At 36.1% G+C, this 17,391-nt stretch carries 18 protein-coding genes; 12 read left to right on the top strand and 6 right to left on the bottom strand.

The genetic code is table 11. The features are described 5' to 3' along the window. The first annotated feature begins 91 nt into the window (after window positions 1-91). Together LX80_RS05505 and dnaJ are read left to right on the top strand one after the other, a co-directional pair. Complete coding sequence (locus LX80_RS05505) at window positions 92-673, top strand: nucleotide exchange factor GrpE (protein ID WP_111294097.1); 582 nt, start codon at window positions 92-94, stop codon at window positions 671-673. Window positions 674-710: 37 nt separating this feature from the next. Then, window positions 711-1,877 (top strand): molecular chaperone DnaJ, encoded by a 1,167-nt coding sequence (gene dnaJ / locus LX80_RS05500; protein ID WP_111294095.1) that lies wholly within the window; start codon window positions 711-713, stop codon window positions 1,875-1,877. 83 nt (window positions 1,878-1,960) lie between these two features. On the opposite strand, the gene rfaE2 is transcribed toward dnaJ, so the two are convergent. Genes rfaE2 through panC form a run of 4 tightly spaced genes read right to left on the bottom strand, consistent with a single transcriptional unit; the run spans window position 1,961 to window position 4,772 of the window. Next, the gene (gene rfaE2 / locus LX80_RS05495) at window positions 1,961-2,455 is read right to left on the bottom strand and encodes a D-glycero-beta-D-manno-heptose 1-phosphate adenylyltransferase (RefSeq protein WP_111294093.1); all 495 of its coding nucleotides are present in this window, start codon (window positions 2,453-2,455) and stop codon (window positions 1,961-1,963) included. Between the two features lies 1 nt (window position 2,456). Then, window positions 2,457-3,485 carry a lysylphosphatidylglycerol synthase transmembrane domain-containing protein gene (locus LX80_RS05490; protein ID WP_111294091.1) on the bottom strand — a complete coding sequence of 343 codons (1,029 nt, stop codon included), beginning with the start codon at window positions 3,483-3,485 and terminating at the stop codon, window positions 2,457-2,459. 40 nt (window positions 3,486-3,525) lie between these two features. Next, the gene (panD, locus tag LX80_RS05485) at window positions 3,526-3,870 is read right to left on the bottom strand and encodes an aspartate 1-decarboxylase (RefSeq protein ID WP_111294089.1); all 345 of its coding nucleotides are present in this window, start codon (window positions 3,868-3,870) and stop codon (window positions 3,526-3,528) included. Window positions 3,871-3,920: 50 nt separating this feature from the next. Beyond that, window positions 3,921-4,772: a pantoate--beta-alanine ligase gene (panC, locus tag LX80_RS05480; RefSeq protein ID WP_111294087.1), complete on the bottom strand. Its 852-nt coding sequence runs from the start codon at window positions 4,770-4,772 to the stop codon at window positions 3,921-3,923. Between the two features lie 104 nt (window positions 4,773-4,876). On the opposite strand from panC, the gene LX80_RS05475 reads away from it, so the two are divergent. From LX80_RS05475 to LX80_RS05450, 6 genes are all read left to right on the top strand, one after another. Then, entirely contained in the window at window positions 4,877-5,689 is an 813-nt protein-coding gene (locus LX80_RS05475; protein WP_111294085.1) for a glycogen/starch synthase, read from the top strand. Window positions 5,690-5,784: 95 nt separating this feature from the next. Continuing rightward, on the top strand, window positions 5,785-7,038 hold the full coding sequence (gene metK, locus LX80_RS05470; RefSeq protein ID WP_111294083.1) for a methionine adenosyltransferase: 1,254 nt from the start codon (window positions 5,785-5,787) through the stop codon (window positions 7,036-7,038). 99 nt (window positions 7,039-7,137) lie between these two features. Next, window positions 7,138-7,704: an NUDIX domain-containing protein gene (locus LX80_RS05465; RefSeq protein ID WP_111294082.1), complete on the top strand. Its 567-nt coding sequence runs from the start codon at window positions 7,138-7,140 to the stop codon at window positions 7,702-7,704. Window positions 7,705-7,713: 9 nt separating this feature from the next. Further along, complete coding sequence (rlmB, locus tag LX80_RS05460; protein ID WP_111294080.1) at window positions 7,714-8,484, top strand: 23S rRNA (guanosine(2251)-2'-O)-methyltransferase RlmB; 771 nt, start codon at window positions 7,714-7,716, stop codon at window positions 8,482-8,484. Window positions 8,485-8,495: 11 nt separating this feature from the next. Continuing rightward, window positions 8,496-9,365: a beta/alpha barrel domain-containing protein gene (locus tag LX80_RS05455; RefSeq protein ID WP_111294078.1), complete on the top strand. Its 870-nt coding sequence runs from the start codon at window positions 8,496-8,498 to the stop codon at window positions 9,363-9,365. A gap of 18 nt (window positions 9,366-9,383) precedes the next feature. Next, window positions 9,384-10,388, top strand: a complete 1,005-nt coding sequence (locus tag LX80_RS05450; protein WP_111294077.1) for a GSCFA domain-containing protein — start codon at window positions 9,384-9,386, stop codon at window positions 10,386-10,388. Window positions 10,389-10,401: 13 nt separating this feature from the next. On the opposite strand, the gene miaE is transcribed toward LX80_RS05450, so the two are convergent. Beyond that, the gene (gene miaE / locus LX80_RS05445; protein ID WP_111294075.1) at window positions 10,402-11,010 is read right to left on the bottom strand and encodes a tRNA-(ms[2]io[6]A)-hydroxylase; all 609 of its coding nucleotides are present in this window, start codon (window positions 11,008-11,010) and stop codon (window positions 10,402-10,404) included. An 86-nt stretch (window positions 11,011-11,096) separates the two neighbouring features. On the opposite strand from miaE, the gene LX80_RS05440 reads away from it, so the two are divergent. From LX80_RS05440 to trhO, 4 genes are all read left to right on the top strand, one after another. After that, the gene (locus tag LX80_RS05440; protein ID WP_111294073.1) at window positions 11,097-12,206 is read left to right on the top strand and encodes an aminotransferase class I/II-fold pyridoxal phosphate-dependent enzyme; all 1,110 of its coding nucleotides are present in this window, start codon (window positions 11,097-11,099) and stop codon (window positions 12,204-12,206) included. 141 nt (window positions 12,207-12,347) lie between these two features. Then, window positions 12,348-14,810 (top strand): penicillin acylase family protein, encoded by a 2,463-nt coding sequence (locus tag LX80_RS05435; protein ID WP_111294071.1) that lies wholly within the window; start codon window positions 12,348-12,350, stop codon window positions 14,808-14,810. Between the two features lie 21 nt (window positions 14,811-14,831). Continuing rightward, a complete protein-coding gene (locus LX80_RS05430; RefSeq protein ID WP_111294069.1) occupies window positions 14,832-15,179 on the top strand; it encodes a hypothetical protein in 348 nt (115 codons plus the stop codon). Between the two features lie 162 nt (window positions 15,180-15,341). Next, the gene (gene trhO / locus LX80_RS05425) at window positions 15,342-16,388 is read left to right on the top strand and encodes an oxygen-dependent tRNA uridine(34) hydroxylase TrhO (RefSeq protein ID WP_111294067.1); all 1,047 of its coding nucleotides are present in this window, start codon (window positions 15,342-15,344) and stop codon (window positions 16,386-16,388) included. Here the strand turns inward: trhO and LX80_RS05420 are convergent, their stop codons facing one another. After that, entirely contained in the window at window positions 16,389-17,324 is a 936-nt protein-coding gene (locus LX80_RS05420) for a phosphoribosylaminoimidazolesuccinocarboxamide synthase (protein WP_111294065.1), read from the bottom strand. Window positions 17,325-17,391: the final 67 nt, after the last annotated feature.

Genomic DNA, 17,391 nt, shown 5'->3' with positions numbered 1-17,391 from the left:
TTGCAAAAGTAAGCGCAAGTACTGCCATTTTTGCTGCTTAAGTTTAATTGGCAAAAAAATTGCCTTACAGGTAACACTTCAAATTTGAGCTATGCAAGGAAAAGAAAAACATCACAAACACGTAAATGAGAAGGAAAATCAGGTAAATGAAACCGATTTAACATTAAATACTGACGAAAATGCAGCAGGATCTGCTCATTTAAATGAACCTGTGGCAGAACAAGGCCAAATAGAAAAGTTAGAAGCTGAAATTCAAGAACAAAAAGATAAATATTTACGTTTATTGGCTGAATTTGAGAACTACAAACGCCGAACAGCCAAAGAACGTATTGAATTGCAACAAACTGCCGGAAAAGAAGTTATAATGTCATTGTTGGAAGTTTTAGATGATTGCGACAGGGCAGAGAAGCAATTAAATGAATCGGATAATATTGCTTTGCAAAAAGAAGGCATACAGTTGGTTTTCAATAAACTGCGCAATATTTTGCAGAGTAAAGGTTTAAAAGTAATGGATAGTTTACAACAGGAATTTGACACTGAAAAGCATGAAGCCATTACTGAAATAGATGCGCCTACAGAAGCATTAAAAGGTAAAGTGTTAGATGAAATTCAAAAAGGATATTATTTAAACGACAAATTAATTCGTTTTGCAAAAGTTGTTGTAGGAAAATAAAATTTGGTAGTTTCTACTACTCCACAATCCAAAAATTATGTCAACAAAAAGAGACTATTACGAAATTTTAAACGTAACAAAAACAGCTACTGCTGAAGAAATTAAAAAATCCTATCGCAAAGTGGCCATGCAATATCACCCTGATAGAAATCCCGGTGACAAGGCCGCTGAAGAAAAGTTTAAAGAGGCAGCAGAAGCCTACGAAGTGCTAAGTGACCCGGATAAAAGGGCTCGATACGATAGGTATGGTCATCAGGCCTTTGGCCCCGGCTCAGGTGGATTTGGCGGCGCTCAGAATATGGAAGACATTTTCAGCCATTTTGGTGACATTTTTGGCGATGATGTTTTTGGTAGCTTTTTTGGTGGCGGAAGTTCAAGACGCGGTAGTGGCAGTAACAGAAGACCTACAGGCCAAAGAGGTAGTAATCTTAGAATAAAGATTAAACTGAACTATGAAGAAATTGCCAATGGTGTGAACAAACAAGTTAAAGTAAAAAAATATGTAGTTTGTTCAACTTGTGGTGGCAATGGTGCAAAAGATAAAAGCAGTATTCAAACCTGCGCTACTTGTGGTGGAACAGGCCAAGTTCGCCGAGTTACCAATACTTTTTTAGGACAAATGCAAACTGTTACTACCTGTCCTACTTGTAATGGTGAAGGAAGTACTATTACCAATAAATGTACTGCCTGTAAAGGTGAAGGTAGGGTATATGGTGAAGAAACTATTTCAATTGATGTGCCTGCAGGCGTGCAAGAGGGTATGCAATTAAGTATGAGCGGAAAAGGCAATGCAGGTGAACGTGGTGGAATGCCCGGCGACTTATTAATTCAAATTGAAGAAGAACCACATCCAGAATTACAACGCGATGGATTGAATGTTGCTTACGACTTACATATTTCTATTCCTGATGCTATTTTTGGAACACAGGTTGAAGTGCCTACCATTGATGGTAAGGCTAAAATTAAAATACCGGCCGGTACACAAAGTGGTAAAATATTTCGGTTAAAAGGAAAAGGTTTCCCGGAAGTACAAGGCTATGCTAAAGGTGACCAACTTATTCATGTAAATATTTGGACACCGCAAACTGTTTCTGCTGAAGAAAAAGCAATGTTGGAAAAGTTAAGTCAAAGCCCCAACTTCAAACCTCAACCCGGAAAAAATGAAAAATCATTTTTCGATAGGGTGAAAGAAGCCTTTCAATAATTGGATATAAAACCTATTATAAAGCCCCTAATTAATGAAAGCGTTAGGGGCTTTATTGTATGTGTATGAATTTAACAAAATCATTAACCCAATTGCCTTATTTTTTGAAGAATGCCTGTGGTTGAAAAACCTTCTATAATAGGATTAATAAGCACCTTCCCACCATTGGCCATTACTTCTTTTGCACCTACAATGGTTTCAATGGTATAATCTCCTCCTTTCACTAAAACATCGGGCATTAAAGCCTCAATGAGTTGTAAAGGCGTATCTTCTTCAAAAATTATAACTGCATCAACCATAATTAATGATGCTAGTATTAATGCTCTGCTATGCTCATTATTTACAGGCCTGTCATTTCCTTTTAATCGTTTGGTACTGGCATCACTATTTACCCCCACAATCAAATAATCGGCTGCTTCAGCAGCTTTAGATAATGAGGAAATATGCCCTTCATGTAAAATATCAAAGCAACCATTGGTAAAGGCAACCGTTTTATTTCGCATTTTCCATCCGGCTCTTATTGCTTTTAACGCATCTAAATGAAATATTTTTTGTTGAATTGCTTGTGTGTATCGCATATTAATGAATTGTAGATGGGGTTTGTTGTGGTAATCTTTTTTTATTGTACCAAGGCAATAAACCAAGACATACAAAGCCCCAAAGTAAAATAATAATAAATTGTGCAAACCATTGTAAAGTTCCATTGGCATATCCTATTCCATAGGCAACACCATTTTTTTCCAATACCATGGCCATAAAGTAAGCATAGGCACCAATTCCGCCGGGTGTTAGTATCATACCAATACTGGCAAATGCCAGAGCAGAAAAAGCAACCGGAAAGCTTAAACCGCTGGTGCCAATAGTAGCATAAAAACCAATCCATGTGCCTAAAAGATATAATAACCAAATAGCGGCCGAATAAAATATGAACAAACCTTTTTGTTTGATATTCTTAATACTGATGAGTCCTTCCCAAATTCCTTTAATAATTTTTTTAATTTGAATTACGATTTTAAGATGTGCAAATCGTTGAAACCAGTGCCGGATAATAAATATTACAACAATTAATACCAATATGGCAATTCCTAATTTGCGCAGCGATACGCCACCCGATTTAGATTGAAACAGTTGTTTGACTAATTGAATGGCATAATCGCCAATAATTTCATATTGGGTTAAAAATGCTAATATGAAAACAATGCCTAAAGAAAGTACATCAAAGGCTCTTTCAACCACAATAGTACCAACCAGTTTTTCTGCAGGCACTTTTTCATAACGGGCCAGTAAGGTGCATTTTAAAACTTCGCCCAACCGAGGAACTGCAAGGTTGGCTAAATAACCAATCATAACGGCAAAAAAGGTATTGATTAGTGTAGGAAAATAGCCCAGAGGTTGCATTAAAATTTTCCAACGTAAGGCACGAAATATATGGCTTAGTGTTAAAATGAAAAAAACAGGAATAAATAAAATGTACCTGGCATGCTTCAAAGCGCCGGTAAATTCATTCCATTGATTGGCCGGTATTTGATGTAGGCTCCAGGCAACCAAAAAAATGCCTAGTCCTAAAAAAAATAAGTATTTGATAAATACCTTCAGTTTTCTTGCCATGCAGGTTAATTCTTACTGCAATTTACAGAAGCCTGATTAATTATAATTTATTTCCTGCTTTTGGAAATATTACATGCGGTTTAAATGTTTTGGCTGCTTCAAAATCCATTTGTGCATACGACATAATTACAATAATGTCGCCAACAGCGGCTTTACGGGCAGCAGGACCATTTAAACACACAACACCGGATCCTCGTTGACCTTTAATTAAATAAGTTTCTAATCTCTCTCCATTGTTCACATTAACCACTTGAATTTTTTCATTTTCAATCATGTTGGCAGCATCCATCAAGTCTTCGTCTAAGGTTAAACTACCCACATAATTCAAGTTAGCTTCTGTAATGACAGCTCGGTGAACCTTCGATTTTAATACTTCTATTAACATAATGAGCGCAAAAGTAAAAGATGCTTTGATTATAACAAGTTTTCAAAGCATTAGTTAAGCGGTAAATTATCAATAAGCCGAACATTTTGTAAAAATGCTGCTGCTAAAACAATGGCCGGTTGTTGTGGGTTGAATTGTTCAATAGGTTTCAGCGTGTGGGCATCGGCTATGCTTATGTAATCAATTTTTTCAAAGCCGCCTTCTATGAGTTTGGTTTTAGCCATGTTGATTAAAGCATCTAAACTGTATTGACCTATGTTTTGTTTTATGAAAACAAGGGTTTGAAATAATGTTGCAGCTTTGTTAAAATTTTCAGTTGAAAGCCTTCTGTTTCTTGAACTCATGGCCAATCCATTGGCCTCGCGAACAGTGGGCTCAATATGCAATTGAATATTGGAAAGTTGTTGATTGTACTGTAATAAAAATTGAATGACCATACACTGTTGGTAATCTTTACTACCCATGTATAAATGGGTGGGAGTTACCAACTTAAGCAATTGTTCAACAATATAGCATACACCTTGGAAGTGGCCGGGACGGTATTCCCCTTCTAAAATTTGTTCCAAATAATTCAAGGGATAATGATGTGGAATTTTTGGGCCATCAGGGTACATTTCTGCTACCGTAGGCAAAAACAAAACATCGCATTGATGTTGTATTAGCAAGTTAATGTCAGCCTCAATTGAGATGGGATATTTGTCAAAATCTTCCTTGTTGTTAAATTGGGTGGGGTTTACAAAAATGCTGGAAACGGTATAATTTCCGGCTTTTTTACTGGCATCAATTAAAGCCAAATGGCCATTATGTAATGCGCCCATAGTAGGCACAAAACCAATGGATATGGGGTTATTTTGTAATTGAAGCACTTTTTGCAATGCCTGTTTTGTTTTGCAAATAATCATTTTGTTCAAAATTATTTTGTATAAAAGGGCATTTATCACCTATTTGGTGTATTTTATTTAACTTTGCACCCTTAAATTTTGCCTCACGTAAATTGACTTAATTCATGTCAAAGAAAAGAATTTTATTTATTGCAACCGAAATGTCGCCCTATTTAGAGCTGACAGAGTTTGCAGAAGTGGTGAACAGGCTTGCAATAAAAAGCAATGACAGTGGTTTGGAAGTGCGGTGCATTATGCCGCGTTTTGGTGTAATTAATGAACGCAGGCATCGCTTGCATGAAGTAGTTCGTTTATCGGGTATTAATGTTTCAGTTGATGATGATGATTATCCTTTACAAATTAAAGTAGCATCATTACCCAATGCCAGATTACAGGTATATTTTTTAGAAAATGAAGACTTCTTTAAACGCAAACACATTTTTCATGATGATGATGAAAATTGGTTTGAAGACAATGGTTTGAGAAGCATATTTTTTGCAAGAGGGGCTTTGGAAACCGTAAAAAAATTTGGATGGGCACCCGATGTAATTCATTGCAGTGGATGGATGACAGGCCTTATTCCTGCCTATATTAAAACAGCGTATAAACGCGAAGCAATGTTTAGCAATAGTAAAGTTGTATTTACGGTTGGCCAAAATACCTTTCAAGAAAACTTAGGTGCTGATTTTGTAAAAAAGGCTGTTATTAATGCCAACATAAAAGAAAAAGATTTAGAGTTATATAAAGAGGCCAACAACACTGCCCTATTCAGGGGAGGTGCTCATTTTGCGGATGCAGTTACTATTGGCGATGAAATGATTGAAAAAAAATTAGCTGATGATATTGCTAAACTAAAAGGTAAAACAATAGTTCCTTTTAAAGGGTTAGACTCTGACCTTTCTGAATACATTGAATTGTTTCAGGAACTGTCTAAATAAACCTTATGCACATAAAACGAACAACCGTTTAATTACAAACATTTCAAATAACATTACGCTTATATTTGCAAACGTATTTATAAAATCAAGTATTCATGTCATATTTATTTACTTCTGAAAGCGTATCTGAAGGGCATCCCGATAAAATTGCCGATCAGATTTCCGATGCATTAATCGATAATTTTTTGGCATTCGACCCAAATTCTAAAGTTGCTTGTGAAACTTTAGTAACAACCGGTCAAGTTGTTTTGGCAGGTGAAGTGCGCTCAAAAGCATATTTAGATGTGCAAGAAATTGCTCGTGGTGTTATTCGCAAAATTGGTTATACTAAAAGCGAATACATGTTTGAAGCACATTCTTGTGGCGTTTTATCCGCAATTCATGAACAGTCACCTGACATTAATCAAGGTGTTGAACGCCAAAAGAAAGAGGAACAAGGCGCCGGCGACCAAGGTATGATGTTTGGATATGCCGTTAATGAAACCGAAGATTATATGCCGCTTTCATTAGACCTGGCACAAAAAATTTTAATTGAATTAGCTGCTTTGCGTCGCGAAAACAAACAAATTAAATATTTGCGCCCCGATGCAAAAAGTCAAGTTACATTGGAATATGATGATAATAACAAACCCGTAAGGATTGATACCATTGTTATTTCAACACAACATGATGATTTTGACACTGATGCTAAAATGCAGGCCAAAATCAGAAAAGACATGATTGAAATTCTGATTCCAAGGGTGAAAGCTAAATATAAAAAATACGCTAAGTTATTCAACAATCAAGTTAAATACCATATAAACCCAACCGGTAAGTTTGTAGTTGGTGGCCCACATGGTGATACCGGTTTAACCGGAAGAAAAATTATTGTTGACACTTATGGTGGAAAAGGTGCACATGGTGGCGGTGCATTCAGCGGTAAAGATCCTTCAAAAGTTGACCGCTCTGCAGCTTATGCAACGCGCCACATTGCGAAAAATTTAGTAGCAGCAGGTGTTGCCGATGAAATTTTGGTACAAGTTTCTTATGCCATTGGTGTTGCACAACCCACATCCATTTATGTAAATACTTATGGCACTGCTAAAGTGAACATGACTGATAATGAAATCAGTAAAATTGTAATGGAATTATTTGATTTGCGTCCTTATTTCATTGAACAACGTTTGAAATTAAGAAATCCAATTTATAGTGAAACCGCTGCATACGGACACATGGGCCGTAAGAATGAAGTAGTAACAAAAGAGTTTAGATCACCAGATGGTAAAGTAAAGAAAATGAAAGTGGAATTATTTACTTGGGAAAAATTAGATTATGTACCCAAGGTAAAAAAAGCTTTCGGAATTAAATAAATAGCTAACTACTTGCACTAAATAGTAAAAGGCCGTCTGTTTTGATGGCCTTTTTTCTTGTGCTTACATTTGTAACTGCTTCATCATAAAAATATTGTCATGCCATTCGCAGAAAAAAATCCATGGAAAATACTAAGTGAAAATTTAGTATATGAAAATAATTGGATTGCATTACACCACTATCAAGTAATTAATCCTTCCGGTAATGAAGGTATTTATGGGAAAGTGCATTTTAAAAATATAGCCGTAGGTGTTATTCCTGTTGATGAGGAAATGAATACTTATTTGGTGGGACAATATCGATTTACTTTGCAACAATACAGTTGGGAAATACCCGAGGGTGGTTGTCCTGATAAGGAACAGCCACAGCAAACAGCCCAACGCGAATTATTGGAAGAAACCGGGTTGAAGGCAGGCAAATGGGAATATTTAGGTAGTGCACACTTATCAAACTCTGTTACTGATGAAATTGCGGAATTGTTTGTAGCTACACAATTACAACAATTTTCGGCTTCGCCTGAAGAAACGGAAGAATTACAAATTAAAAAAGTGCCCTTACAACAAGCATTTGCAATGGTTGAAAATGGAACCATTACAGATGCTGTATCAATTATTGCTTTACAAAAACTGCAACTATTATGGATGCAGGGCAAATGGAAACCCTAATTTTGCATTATGGGTAAATCATCTGCATCATTAATAATTGGTAGGCAGCCATTAATAGAAGCCATTGAGCAGGGTAGAGCTATTGATAAAATACTATTGCAAAAAAACACTTCAGGCGATTCTATTGCTACCATTAAGCAATTGGCTAAACAACACCAAATACCCATTCAATTGGTACCTGTTGAAAAGCTGAATACATTAACTAAGGCTAATCATCAAGGCATCATAGCCTTTGCGGCATTAGTGCCATACATGGATTTGCAACAGGTTATTGATTTTGTTGTGCAGCAGGGTGTAGCACCACTGTTTGTTATGTTAGATGGCATTACTGATGTGCGCAATATTGGTGCCATTGCACGAAGTGCTGTTTGTTGTGGTGCTCAGGCTATCATTATTCCCGATAAAGGAGTAGGTGCATTGAATGAAGAAGCCTTAAAAAGCAGTGCCGGTGCCCTACAACATATTCAAGTTTGTAGGGTAAATAGTTTGTTGAAAGCTGTAGATACACTGCATTTAAATGGCATACAAGTGTATACTTCAGAAATGAGAGCTGAAAAAAATGTATTTGAATTAAATTTAACAATACCTGCCTGTATTATTATGGGTGCTGAAGGTAGGGGCGTTCAACCTTACTTAGCCAAAGCAGCAGATTATTTTTTTAAAATTCCTATGGCAGGAAATTTTGATTCATTTAATGTATCGGTTGCAGCTGGTATTGTACTGTATGAAGCATTAAAGCAGAGGCAGTTTAGTTCTATTTCTGCAAATAAATTATCCTAATTACGTAGGTTATGAAAAATGACACATTGAACAATATACAATTGATTGAGTGCCCCCGCGATGCCATGCAAGGATGGCATGATTTTATACCCACTCAGCAAAAAATAAATTATATCAATCAATTATTACAAGTTGGTTTTCACACTATTGATTTTGGCAGCTTTGTTTCCCCCAAAGCCATTCCACAAATGGCCGACACTGTTGATGTTTTAAAAGGTTTAAACCTTCACAATACAAACACTAAGTTATTGGCCATAGTTGCTAATGTACGTGGTGCTGAATCGGCAGTAATGTTTGATGAAATAACTTATTTAGGTTTTCCATTTTCTGTATCACCCACTTTTCAGTTACGCAATACCAACAGTACACAAGAAGAAAGTTTGCATACCATTGATGCTATTCAGGAATTGTGTTTAAAAAATAATAAAACTTTGGTGGTGTATTTAAGCATGGGCTTTGGTAATCCATATGGTGATGCCTATAATGGTGAAATATTATTGCAATGGGCCGATGCTATGGTGCAAAAAAATATTGGCATTATTTCATTAGCCGATACAGTGGGTGTTGCAACCCCAAATCAAATAAAGGCTGCTTTTGAAGTACTTATTCCGGAATATCCTAACATTATTTTTGGTGCACATTTGCATGCATCCGCCCAAAATAGAATGGCTAAACTATCTGCAGCATACGAAGGTGGCTGCATTCGATTTGATGGTGCTATTCGTGGTTATGGCGGCTGCCCAATGGCACAAGATGAATTGGTAGGAAATATGGATAGCCTGGTAATTATGGAATACTTTCAACAAATTGGTAAAGACTTTAATTTTAATCAATCTGCATTAGAAAAAAGTATTCAACTGGCCGCCGAAATTTTTGTTTAATCCGTATTTTTTTCATTCATGAAGTTTCATGCCGAATTTGATGTTCAAAAATTAGCAATGCCTATTCATCATCAACACAAAATAATGTTGATAGGTTCCTGTTTTACAGAAAACATAGGTGAAAAATTAATCAATGCAGGATTTCGGGTACATCAAAATCCTAATGGAATTTTATTTAATCCGGTAAGTGTAGCTGAAGCAATCATTAACATTATTTCAAAAAAAGAATATACCCCTGCTGATTTATTCTTTTTGAATGAAAGTTGGCATAGCTGGCAATTTCATAGTCGCTTTTCCGGTGTAACTGCCGATGAAGCAACAGAAAAAATGAATGCTTCAATTGTTAATGCGCATCAATTTTTGCAAACAGCCGATTATCTTATTGTTACCTTAGGTTCTGCTTGGGTATATACTTTAACTGCTGAAGCGGCCAATGCTAAACCCGGTACCGTTGCTGCAAATAATCATAAAGCACCTGCAGCATGGTTTCAAAAAAAATTAATGGATACTACACAAGTAATTACTGTATTGGGAACTATGTTAGATAGATTGGGTGCATTTAATAAAAACATAAAAGTAATTTTTACAATTAGTCCTGTAAGGCATTTACGCGAAGGTGTAATTAATAATAACCGAAGCAAAGCAGCTTTAATTAGTGCTGTGCATTATTTAGTAGAGCAGTTACCACAGCTTTATTATTTCCCTGCTTATGAACTAGTAATTGATGATTTGCGCGATTATCGGTTTTATGCGGAAGATTTAGTTCACCCTAACCATGCAGCAACAGAATATGTTTGGACTAAGCTGAAAGAAGCTTGTATGACTGCTGAAACTATTGATTTAATTGAACAAATTGAGGAAATACAAATAGCCAGGCGGCATGTTTCCTCAAATCCCAAATCACAACAGCATCAAACATTTTTAAGAAAATATGCTACTCTAACACAGCAATTGTTGAAAGTGCATCCATACCTTCCTTTGCACCATGTGCTGGATTATTTTACAAATACAATCAATGATTAAATATGTCTTATCATTAGTGTATTCTATCGCCTCTTAATTCACTGCTTTGCATTACTTGTGCTTCATAAGCCAGCCATTGCTTCCAACGTTCATTTACTTTTTCAGCAGGGAAATACAATCGAGCTAATTCAATAAATAATGTATAATGGCCGGCTTCACTTTCCATAAAGCGCCTGTAAAATTTTCGTAAACCGGCATCTTCTAATCCTTCACTAAGTCGCTTAAAACGTTCGCAACTGCGTGCTTCAATCAAAGCCATGGTTAAAAGTTTATCTAATAAACGTCCTTCTTCACTACCGCCTTTTTGTTGAAAGGCTAACAATTGATTAACGTACACGTCTTTACGTTGCTTCCCTAAATTCAGTTTTCTTTTTTCCAATTCTTGCAATACCAACCGAAAATGTCCCCATTCTTCCGTAACAATGGGGGACAGTTTATGCACTATTTCTTTTTTGGAAGAATAGTGTTGAATAATTGAAATACATGAAATGGCCGCTTTTTGTTCACAGTAAGCATGATCGGTTAAAATAGCTTCCGTACTAATGGAGGCCAATTGTACCCAACGTGGGTCAGTTACCAATTGCAGATTTAAAATTGATTTTACATCTACGGTATCTTCCATAAAAAAGTATTCCCGGCAAAATTACTACCCTCAGGTATTCTTTCCTCATATTCAGCTAAACAATAGTATTTCATTAGTTTTGACTTATGTATAACGACCATTTTCTTGATAAAAAAATTGAAGAGCGAACTGCACTTGGATTATTACGAAAGCTGCAATTGCCCGATATGAATGCTGTTGATTTTTTTTCGAATGATTATTTGGGCATTGTGAAAAATCAGTTGATTCATGTGGAAGCTTCCAATTATTTGGCATTCGGATCAACGGGGTCACGTCTTTTGTCAGGCAATTATGCATTAATAGAAGAAGCGGAGAAAATAATTGCCGGTTTTCATGAAACAGAGTCGGCACTTTTATTCAATTCCGGTTATGATGCAAATGTGGGCGTTTTATCTTCCATACCACAAAAAGGCGATACTATTTTATACGATGCTCTCTCGCATGCTTCCATACGCGAAGGGGTAAGGCTTTCTTTTGCACAAAGTTTTTCATTTAAGCACAATGATATGCAGCAGTTGGAAGATAAATTAAAGACTGCAAAAGGCAATGTTTTTATTGTTACAGAATCGGTTTTCAGTATGGACGGCGATGTTTGTCCATTACAAGATTTGATTCATGTATCGCAAAAGTATGGGGCTCATTTAATTATTGATGAAGCGCATGCAACCGGTATTATTGGAAATAAAGGCGAGGGGTTAACCCAACATTTGCAAGTACAAAACAGTGTGTTTGCACGTATTCATACATTTGGAAAAGCATTAGGATGCCAGGGTGCTGTGGTTGTAGGTTCTAACAGGTTAAAAAAATATTTAATTAATTTTTCTCGCCCGCTTATTTATACTACGGCTTTGCCACCCATATTGGTACAGGGTATAATGAAGTCGTATCAACTGTTCCCAACTATGGAATCAGCACGTAGTTTATTGCAGCAGCACATTCAACAATTTCAACAAGCAAACATTCCATTTCAAAAACTCAATTCACAAACTCCCATTCAAGGGGTGGTTATACCCGGCAATGAACAGGTAATTACAGTAGCTCAGTTTTTACAGAAAAATGGAATAGCAGTGCGCCCCATACTATATCCCACCGTACCCAAAGGTGCAGAGCGACTAAGAATAGTTTTGCATGCCTATAATACGAAAGAAGAGATTCAACGATTGTTGCAATTATTCAACAATATGAAAGCTTCATAAATCTCTGTAACAAATTTGTTGATGTATGCAAAAATTTGTTATTTTCAATCAACAATCATTTGTATTCGGATATAAATAATGATTATTTGCAATTAATTCCAAGATAGTGCTGATTAAAAACCATTGAAACAAATCTTGTCTATGAAATATGTTTACGCTGCAATAGCTGCAATTATTACCATTGCTTTAATTGTTGTATTAAATGTTCAGTTGCCTGCGGGAAAGTCGAAAACCCCTCGTTTGGGTTATTTTTTATCGCCACAACTAGGCTTTTGGCAAAATGCCGAAGCTGAAAATACCAATTTTGGCGGTAAATTGATATTACCGCAACTAAAAGGAAAAGCTGATGTGTATTTCGATAGTAGATTGGTGCCGCATATATATGCAGAAAATGATGCGGATGCCTATTTTTTACAAGGCTATTTGCATGCTAAATTCCGTTTGTTTCAAATGGAGTTTGAAACAAATGTTGCCGGTGGGCGTTTGAGTGAAATGATTGGTAAAGACGGATTAGCCATAGATAAATATTTTAGAAGATTGGGTATGGTTTATGCGGCTGAAAATTCATTAAAGGTAATGGAAGCCGACCCGGAAGTTAAAGCAGCGATGGATGCTTATACTGCAGGGGTAAACGCTTACATTCAACAACTAAAACCTTCTGAATGGCCCATTGAATTTAAATTATTGAATGTGCAACCTGAATTGTGGACTAACATGCGTTCTGCTTTGTTTCTAAAATTCATGTCGTACGATTTAACCGGACAGGGCGATGATGATTTATTGATGACGAATACCAAAAATTTGTTGGGATACAATTTGTTTCAAAAATTATTTCCCGATAGAGCTGATTCATTGGATCCAATTTTGCCTATTGGAACCAAATTCGAAAAGCCATCTATTATACCTAAAATTCCTGCCAATATTGATTCTGTTTATTATGGTATTGCAGGTGGTAATACAACAGCCATTCCACCCATTATTCCCAACAAAAACAATGGTAGTAACAACTGGGCTGTGAATGGAACAAAAACCAAAAGTGGGCGCCCCATATTATGTAATGACCCACATTTAGGTTTAAATCTTCCATCACTTTGGTATGAAATACAAATAAACACACCCACACAAAATACTTATGGAGCTACCTTTCCGGGTGCACCTTGCGTAATAATTGGTTTTAATGATAGTTGTGCATGGGGAGTAACCAATGCCGGTAGAGATGTAAAAGATTTTTATGAAATGAAATTTAAAGACAGTACCATGCAAGAGTACTGGTTTAATAACGAATGGAAAAAGGCTGAAATACGAAAAGAAGTTATAAAAGTAAAAGATGGGCCGGATGATGTGGAAACGTTAGCCATGACGATATTTGGTCCGGTTATGTATGATAAAAATTATGAAAGTAAAAATAAAGATGGTCACTATTATGCTGTTCGCTGGAAAGCACACGATGGGAGCAATGAATTGGCTACATTCTATCGTTTAAATCGTGCTAAAAATTACAACGATTATCAAAATGCCATTGGTTATTTTCAATGCCCTGGACAAAATTTTGCATTTGCTTGCAAAAATGGCGATATAGCTATTCAACAACAAGGTGCTTTTATTGCTAAATGGAAACACCAGGGCGAGTTTGTAATGCCCGGAACGGATAGTAGTTATATGTGGCAAGGTGTTATTCCAAACAAAGAAAATCCTTTAATGTACAACCCTGCACGAGGTTTTGTAAGCAGTGCCAATCAAATGGCTGTTGATACTACCTATCCATACTATTTAGGGCGTGAAGGGAATTTTCCTATTTATCGTGGAATAATTATCAATAGATTTTTATCGCAGATGCAGAATATAACTCCGGAAGATATGATGCGTATGCAAACCAATAACTATAATGTTTTTGCTGAAATGGCACGCCCTGCTTTGTTAAAATATTTAGATGAAAAGCAACTAACCCCTGTTGAAAAAAGATATATTGATAAATTAAAATCGTGGAATTTGGTGAGTGATTATGATGCTACTGCGCCAACTATTTTTGAATGTTTTTGGGATAGTGTATTTGTAGGCACCTATGCCGATGAATTAAACAGCACCGGCTTGCCGTACATGTGGCCCGATCAATCAACATTAGTGGAAGCAATGATAAAAGATAGCAATTATATTTTTGCTGATGATATTCGCACCAAAGATGTAAAAGAAAATATGCAAACCATAGTGCAACAAGCATGTAAGAAAGCTTGTGCTGCATTAGAAGATATTGAAAAAGATGGGCGACTGCCTTGGGGAAAATTTAAAGATACTTACATTGGTCATTTATTGAAAATTCCTGCTTTCAGTAAACTGCATGTGCCAATTGGCGGTGGTGCCAATATTATTAATGCTACTACTTCAAATCACGGACCCAGTTGGCGGATGATTGTGCATTTAACAGATAAAACTGAGGCATTTGGTGTTTATCCTGGCGGACAAAGTGGCAATCCGGGCAGCTTTTATTATGATAATTTTATTGAACAATGGGCTGCGGGAAAATATTATCCATTGCTTTTTTTAACACGTGATATGGCTGAAAAGAGCTCAGAAATAAAATGGCATTTACAATGCACCAACGCATAACTAAAATAAAAATAATTGAATATGAAATTTGTAATATCTATCTTAATAACAGCACTTTTAAGTTTTGCTTTTAGCTTATATGCAGCATTTCCTTGGTACACCTTTGCTATATGTGCATTCGTAGTAGCTTTGGCTATTCATCAAAAACCTTATAAGGCTTTTTTGGCTGCATTTATTGCATTGTTTTTATTGTGGGGAATCTGGGCATTTTTGATTGATGCGGCAAATAACCATATTTTGTCGAAAAAAGTAGCCGAAATATTACCACTTCATGGTTCCTCTATAGCTATAATTTTGGTAACAGCATTGGTAGGTGGTATTGTTGCCGGAATGGCCGCTTTAACAGGTAGTTTAATTCGGAAGATTTAAACTTTCCATGTTTCCAGCATATAAAGTACAAATTTTACGGTATTGATTGTTTAAAATTGATACTTTTGCGCCGATATTTTGCCCACCCTGCAAGTGGGTCCATATTGTTAATGGAACTTTTGTTGCCGAAAAGCAATAAAAAGTCTGAAATGTAATTTTACTATGGCATTGTTACACAACCGTATTAACAATGAGGAGTTAAAGCAACGCCTCATGCAAGAAACTGAAAAACGTATTACCGTAAGTTTTTATCAGTATTTTGAAATTGAAAATCCTCCTGCTTTCCGCGATTATTTGTACAAAAATTTGCATGCTTTGAAAGTATTTGGCCGGATTTATTTGGCTAAAGAGGGTATTAATGCACAAGCAAGTGTACCCGAGTCAAATTTTGAGGCCATGAAAAACTTTTTATACAGTATTCCTGCCTTAAATGGTTTGCGCATAAATATTGCGGTTGATGATGATGGCAAAAGCTTTTGGGTATTGAAAGTTAAAGTGCGTGAAAAAATTGTGGCAGATGGTATTAACGATCCCTCTTTCAATATGTATAAAAAGGGTAAATATGTTGATGCCATTACCATGAATAAATTACTGGAAGATCCGAATACGATAGTAATTGACATGCGTAATCACTATGAGTATGAAGTAGGTCATTTTGTAAAAGCAATTGAAATTCCTTCTGATACTTTTCGTGAGCAACTTCCCATGGCCGTAGAAATGATGAAAGGAAATGAAGATAAAAATATCATCATGTACTGCACCGGTGGTATTCGTTGCGAAAAGGCTAGTGCTTACATGTTACACAAAGGTTTTAAAAATGTGTATCATTTAGAAGGGGGAATTATTAATTATGCCAGGCAGGCGAAACAGCTTGGTTTAGAAAGTTATTTTAAAGGCAAGAACTTTGTATTCGATAATCGTTTGGGTGAAAGAATTACCGATGATGTTATTGCACGTTGCCATCAATGTGGTAAGCCATGCGATACACATACCAATTGTAAGAATAATGGTTGTCATTTGTTGTTTATACAATGTGAAGATTGTGCCAAAGCTTACAATGGATGTTGCAGCAAAGAATGTGCAGATACTTTGAACTTGCCGCTTGAACGTCAAAAACAATTACGAAAAGGAATAAACAAAGGTCAAAATATTTTCCATAAATCTAAGGCGCGCTTACGGCCACGTCTTGACGAAATAAATGGCGTTTAGTTAATAAACGCCAATTTCTTTTAATGCAGCCACAATTTTTTCAAAAGTTTCAGCTTCTGAAAGTGGTTCAGGTTTAAATTTAGCACCAATCAATTTTTCATATAACTCAATATAACGATTTTGTATAGTGGTAATCCATTCTTCACTCATTTCGGGAACTACTTCTCCCGCTTTACCCATAAAATGGTTAGCAATTAACCATTCTCTTACAAACTCTTTACTTAGTTGTTTTTGTTTTTCACCTTTTTGTTGCCTTTCTTCAAACCCATCGGCATAAAAGTAACGTGAGCTGTCCGGTGTATGAATTTCATCCATTAAATAAATTTCATTACCAATTTTCCCAAACTCGTATTTGGTATCAACTAATATTAAGCCTTGTTTAGCAGCTAATTCTTTACCTCTTGCAAACAATGCTAAAGTCAATTTTTCTAATTGCTGCCACTCTTGCTCAGTTGCTAAGCCTTGAGCTATAATAGCTTCTTTAGAAATATCTTCATCATGACCTTCTGCTGCTTTAGTGCTGGGTGTAATAATGGGGGAAGGGAAAAAATCATTTTCTTTCATGCCCTCGGGTAAAGGTATACCACACAAACTTCTTTTGCCCGATTGATACGTACGCCAAGCATGGCCGGTTAAGTTTCCTCTAACAACCATTTCAATTTTAAACGGGGTACATTTTTTTCCAATGCTTACATTTGGTGCAGGCACAGCCAACAACCAATTTTTGCAAATATCTTGTGTAGCATGCAGCATATGTGCCGCAATTTGGTTTAATACTTGTCCTTTGAAAGGGATGGGTTTCGGTAAAATTACATCGAATGCAGAAATACGGTTACTGGCTATCATAACCAGTGTATTATCTGCAATGGTGTAAACATCTCTTACCTTGCCTTTATAAAAATTTGTTTGTTTTGGGAATTGATATGTTGCTGCCATACCTCAAAAATACAGGGTGCTATTTAAAAATCTGTACATTTAATTTTTTGCGATGTGTTTAATTCTC

Source organism: Hydrotalea sandarakina (genome assembly GCF_003254115.1).
GTDB lineage: Bacteria > Bacteroidota > Bacteroidia > Chitinophagales > Chitinophagaceae > Hydrotalea > Hydrotalea sandarakina.
The sequence above is the reverse complement of the archived record's forward strand: the minus strand, read 5'-3'. Positions and strand labels throughout refer to the sequence as shown.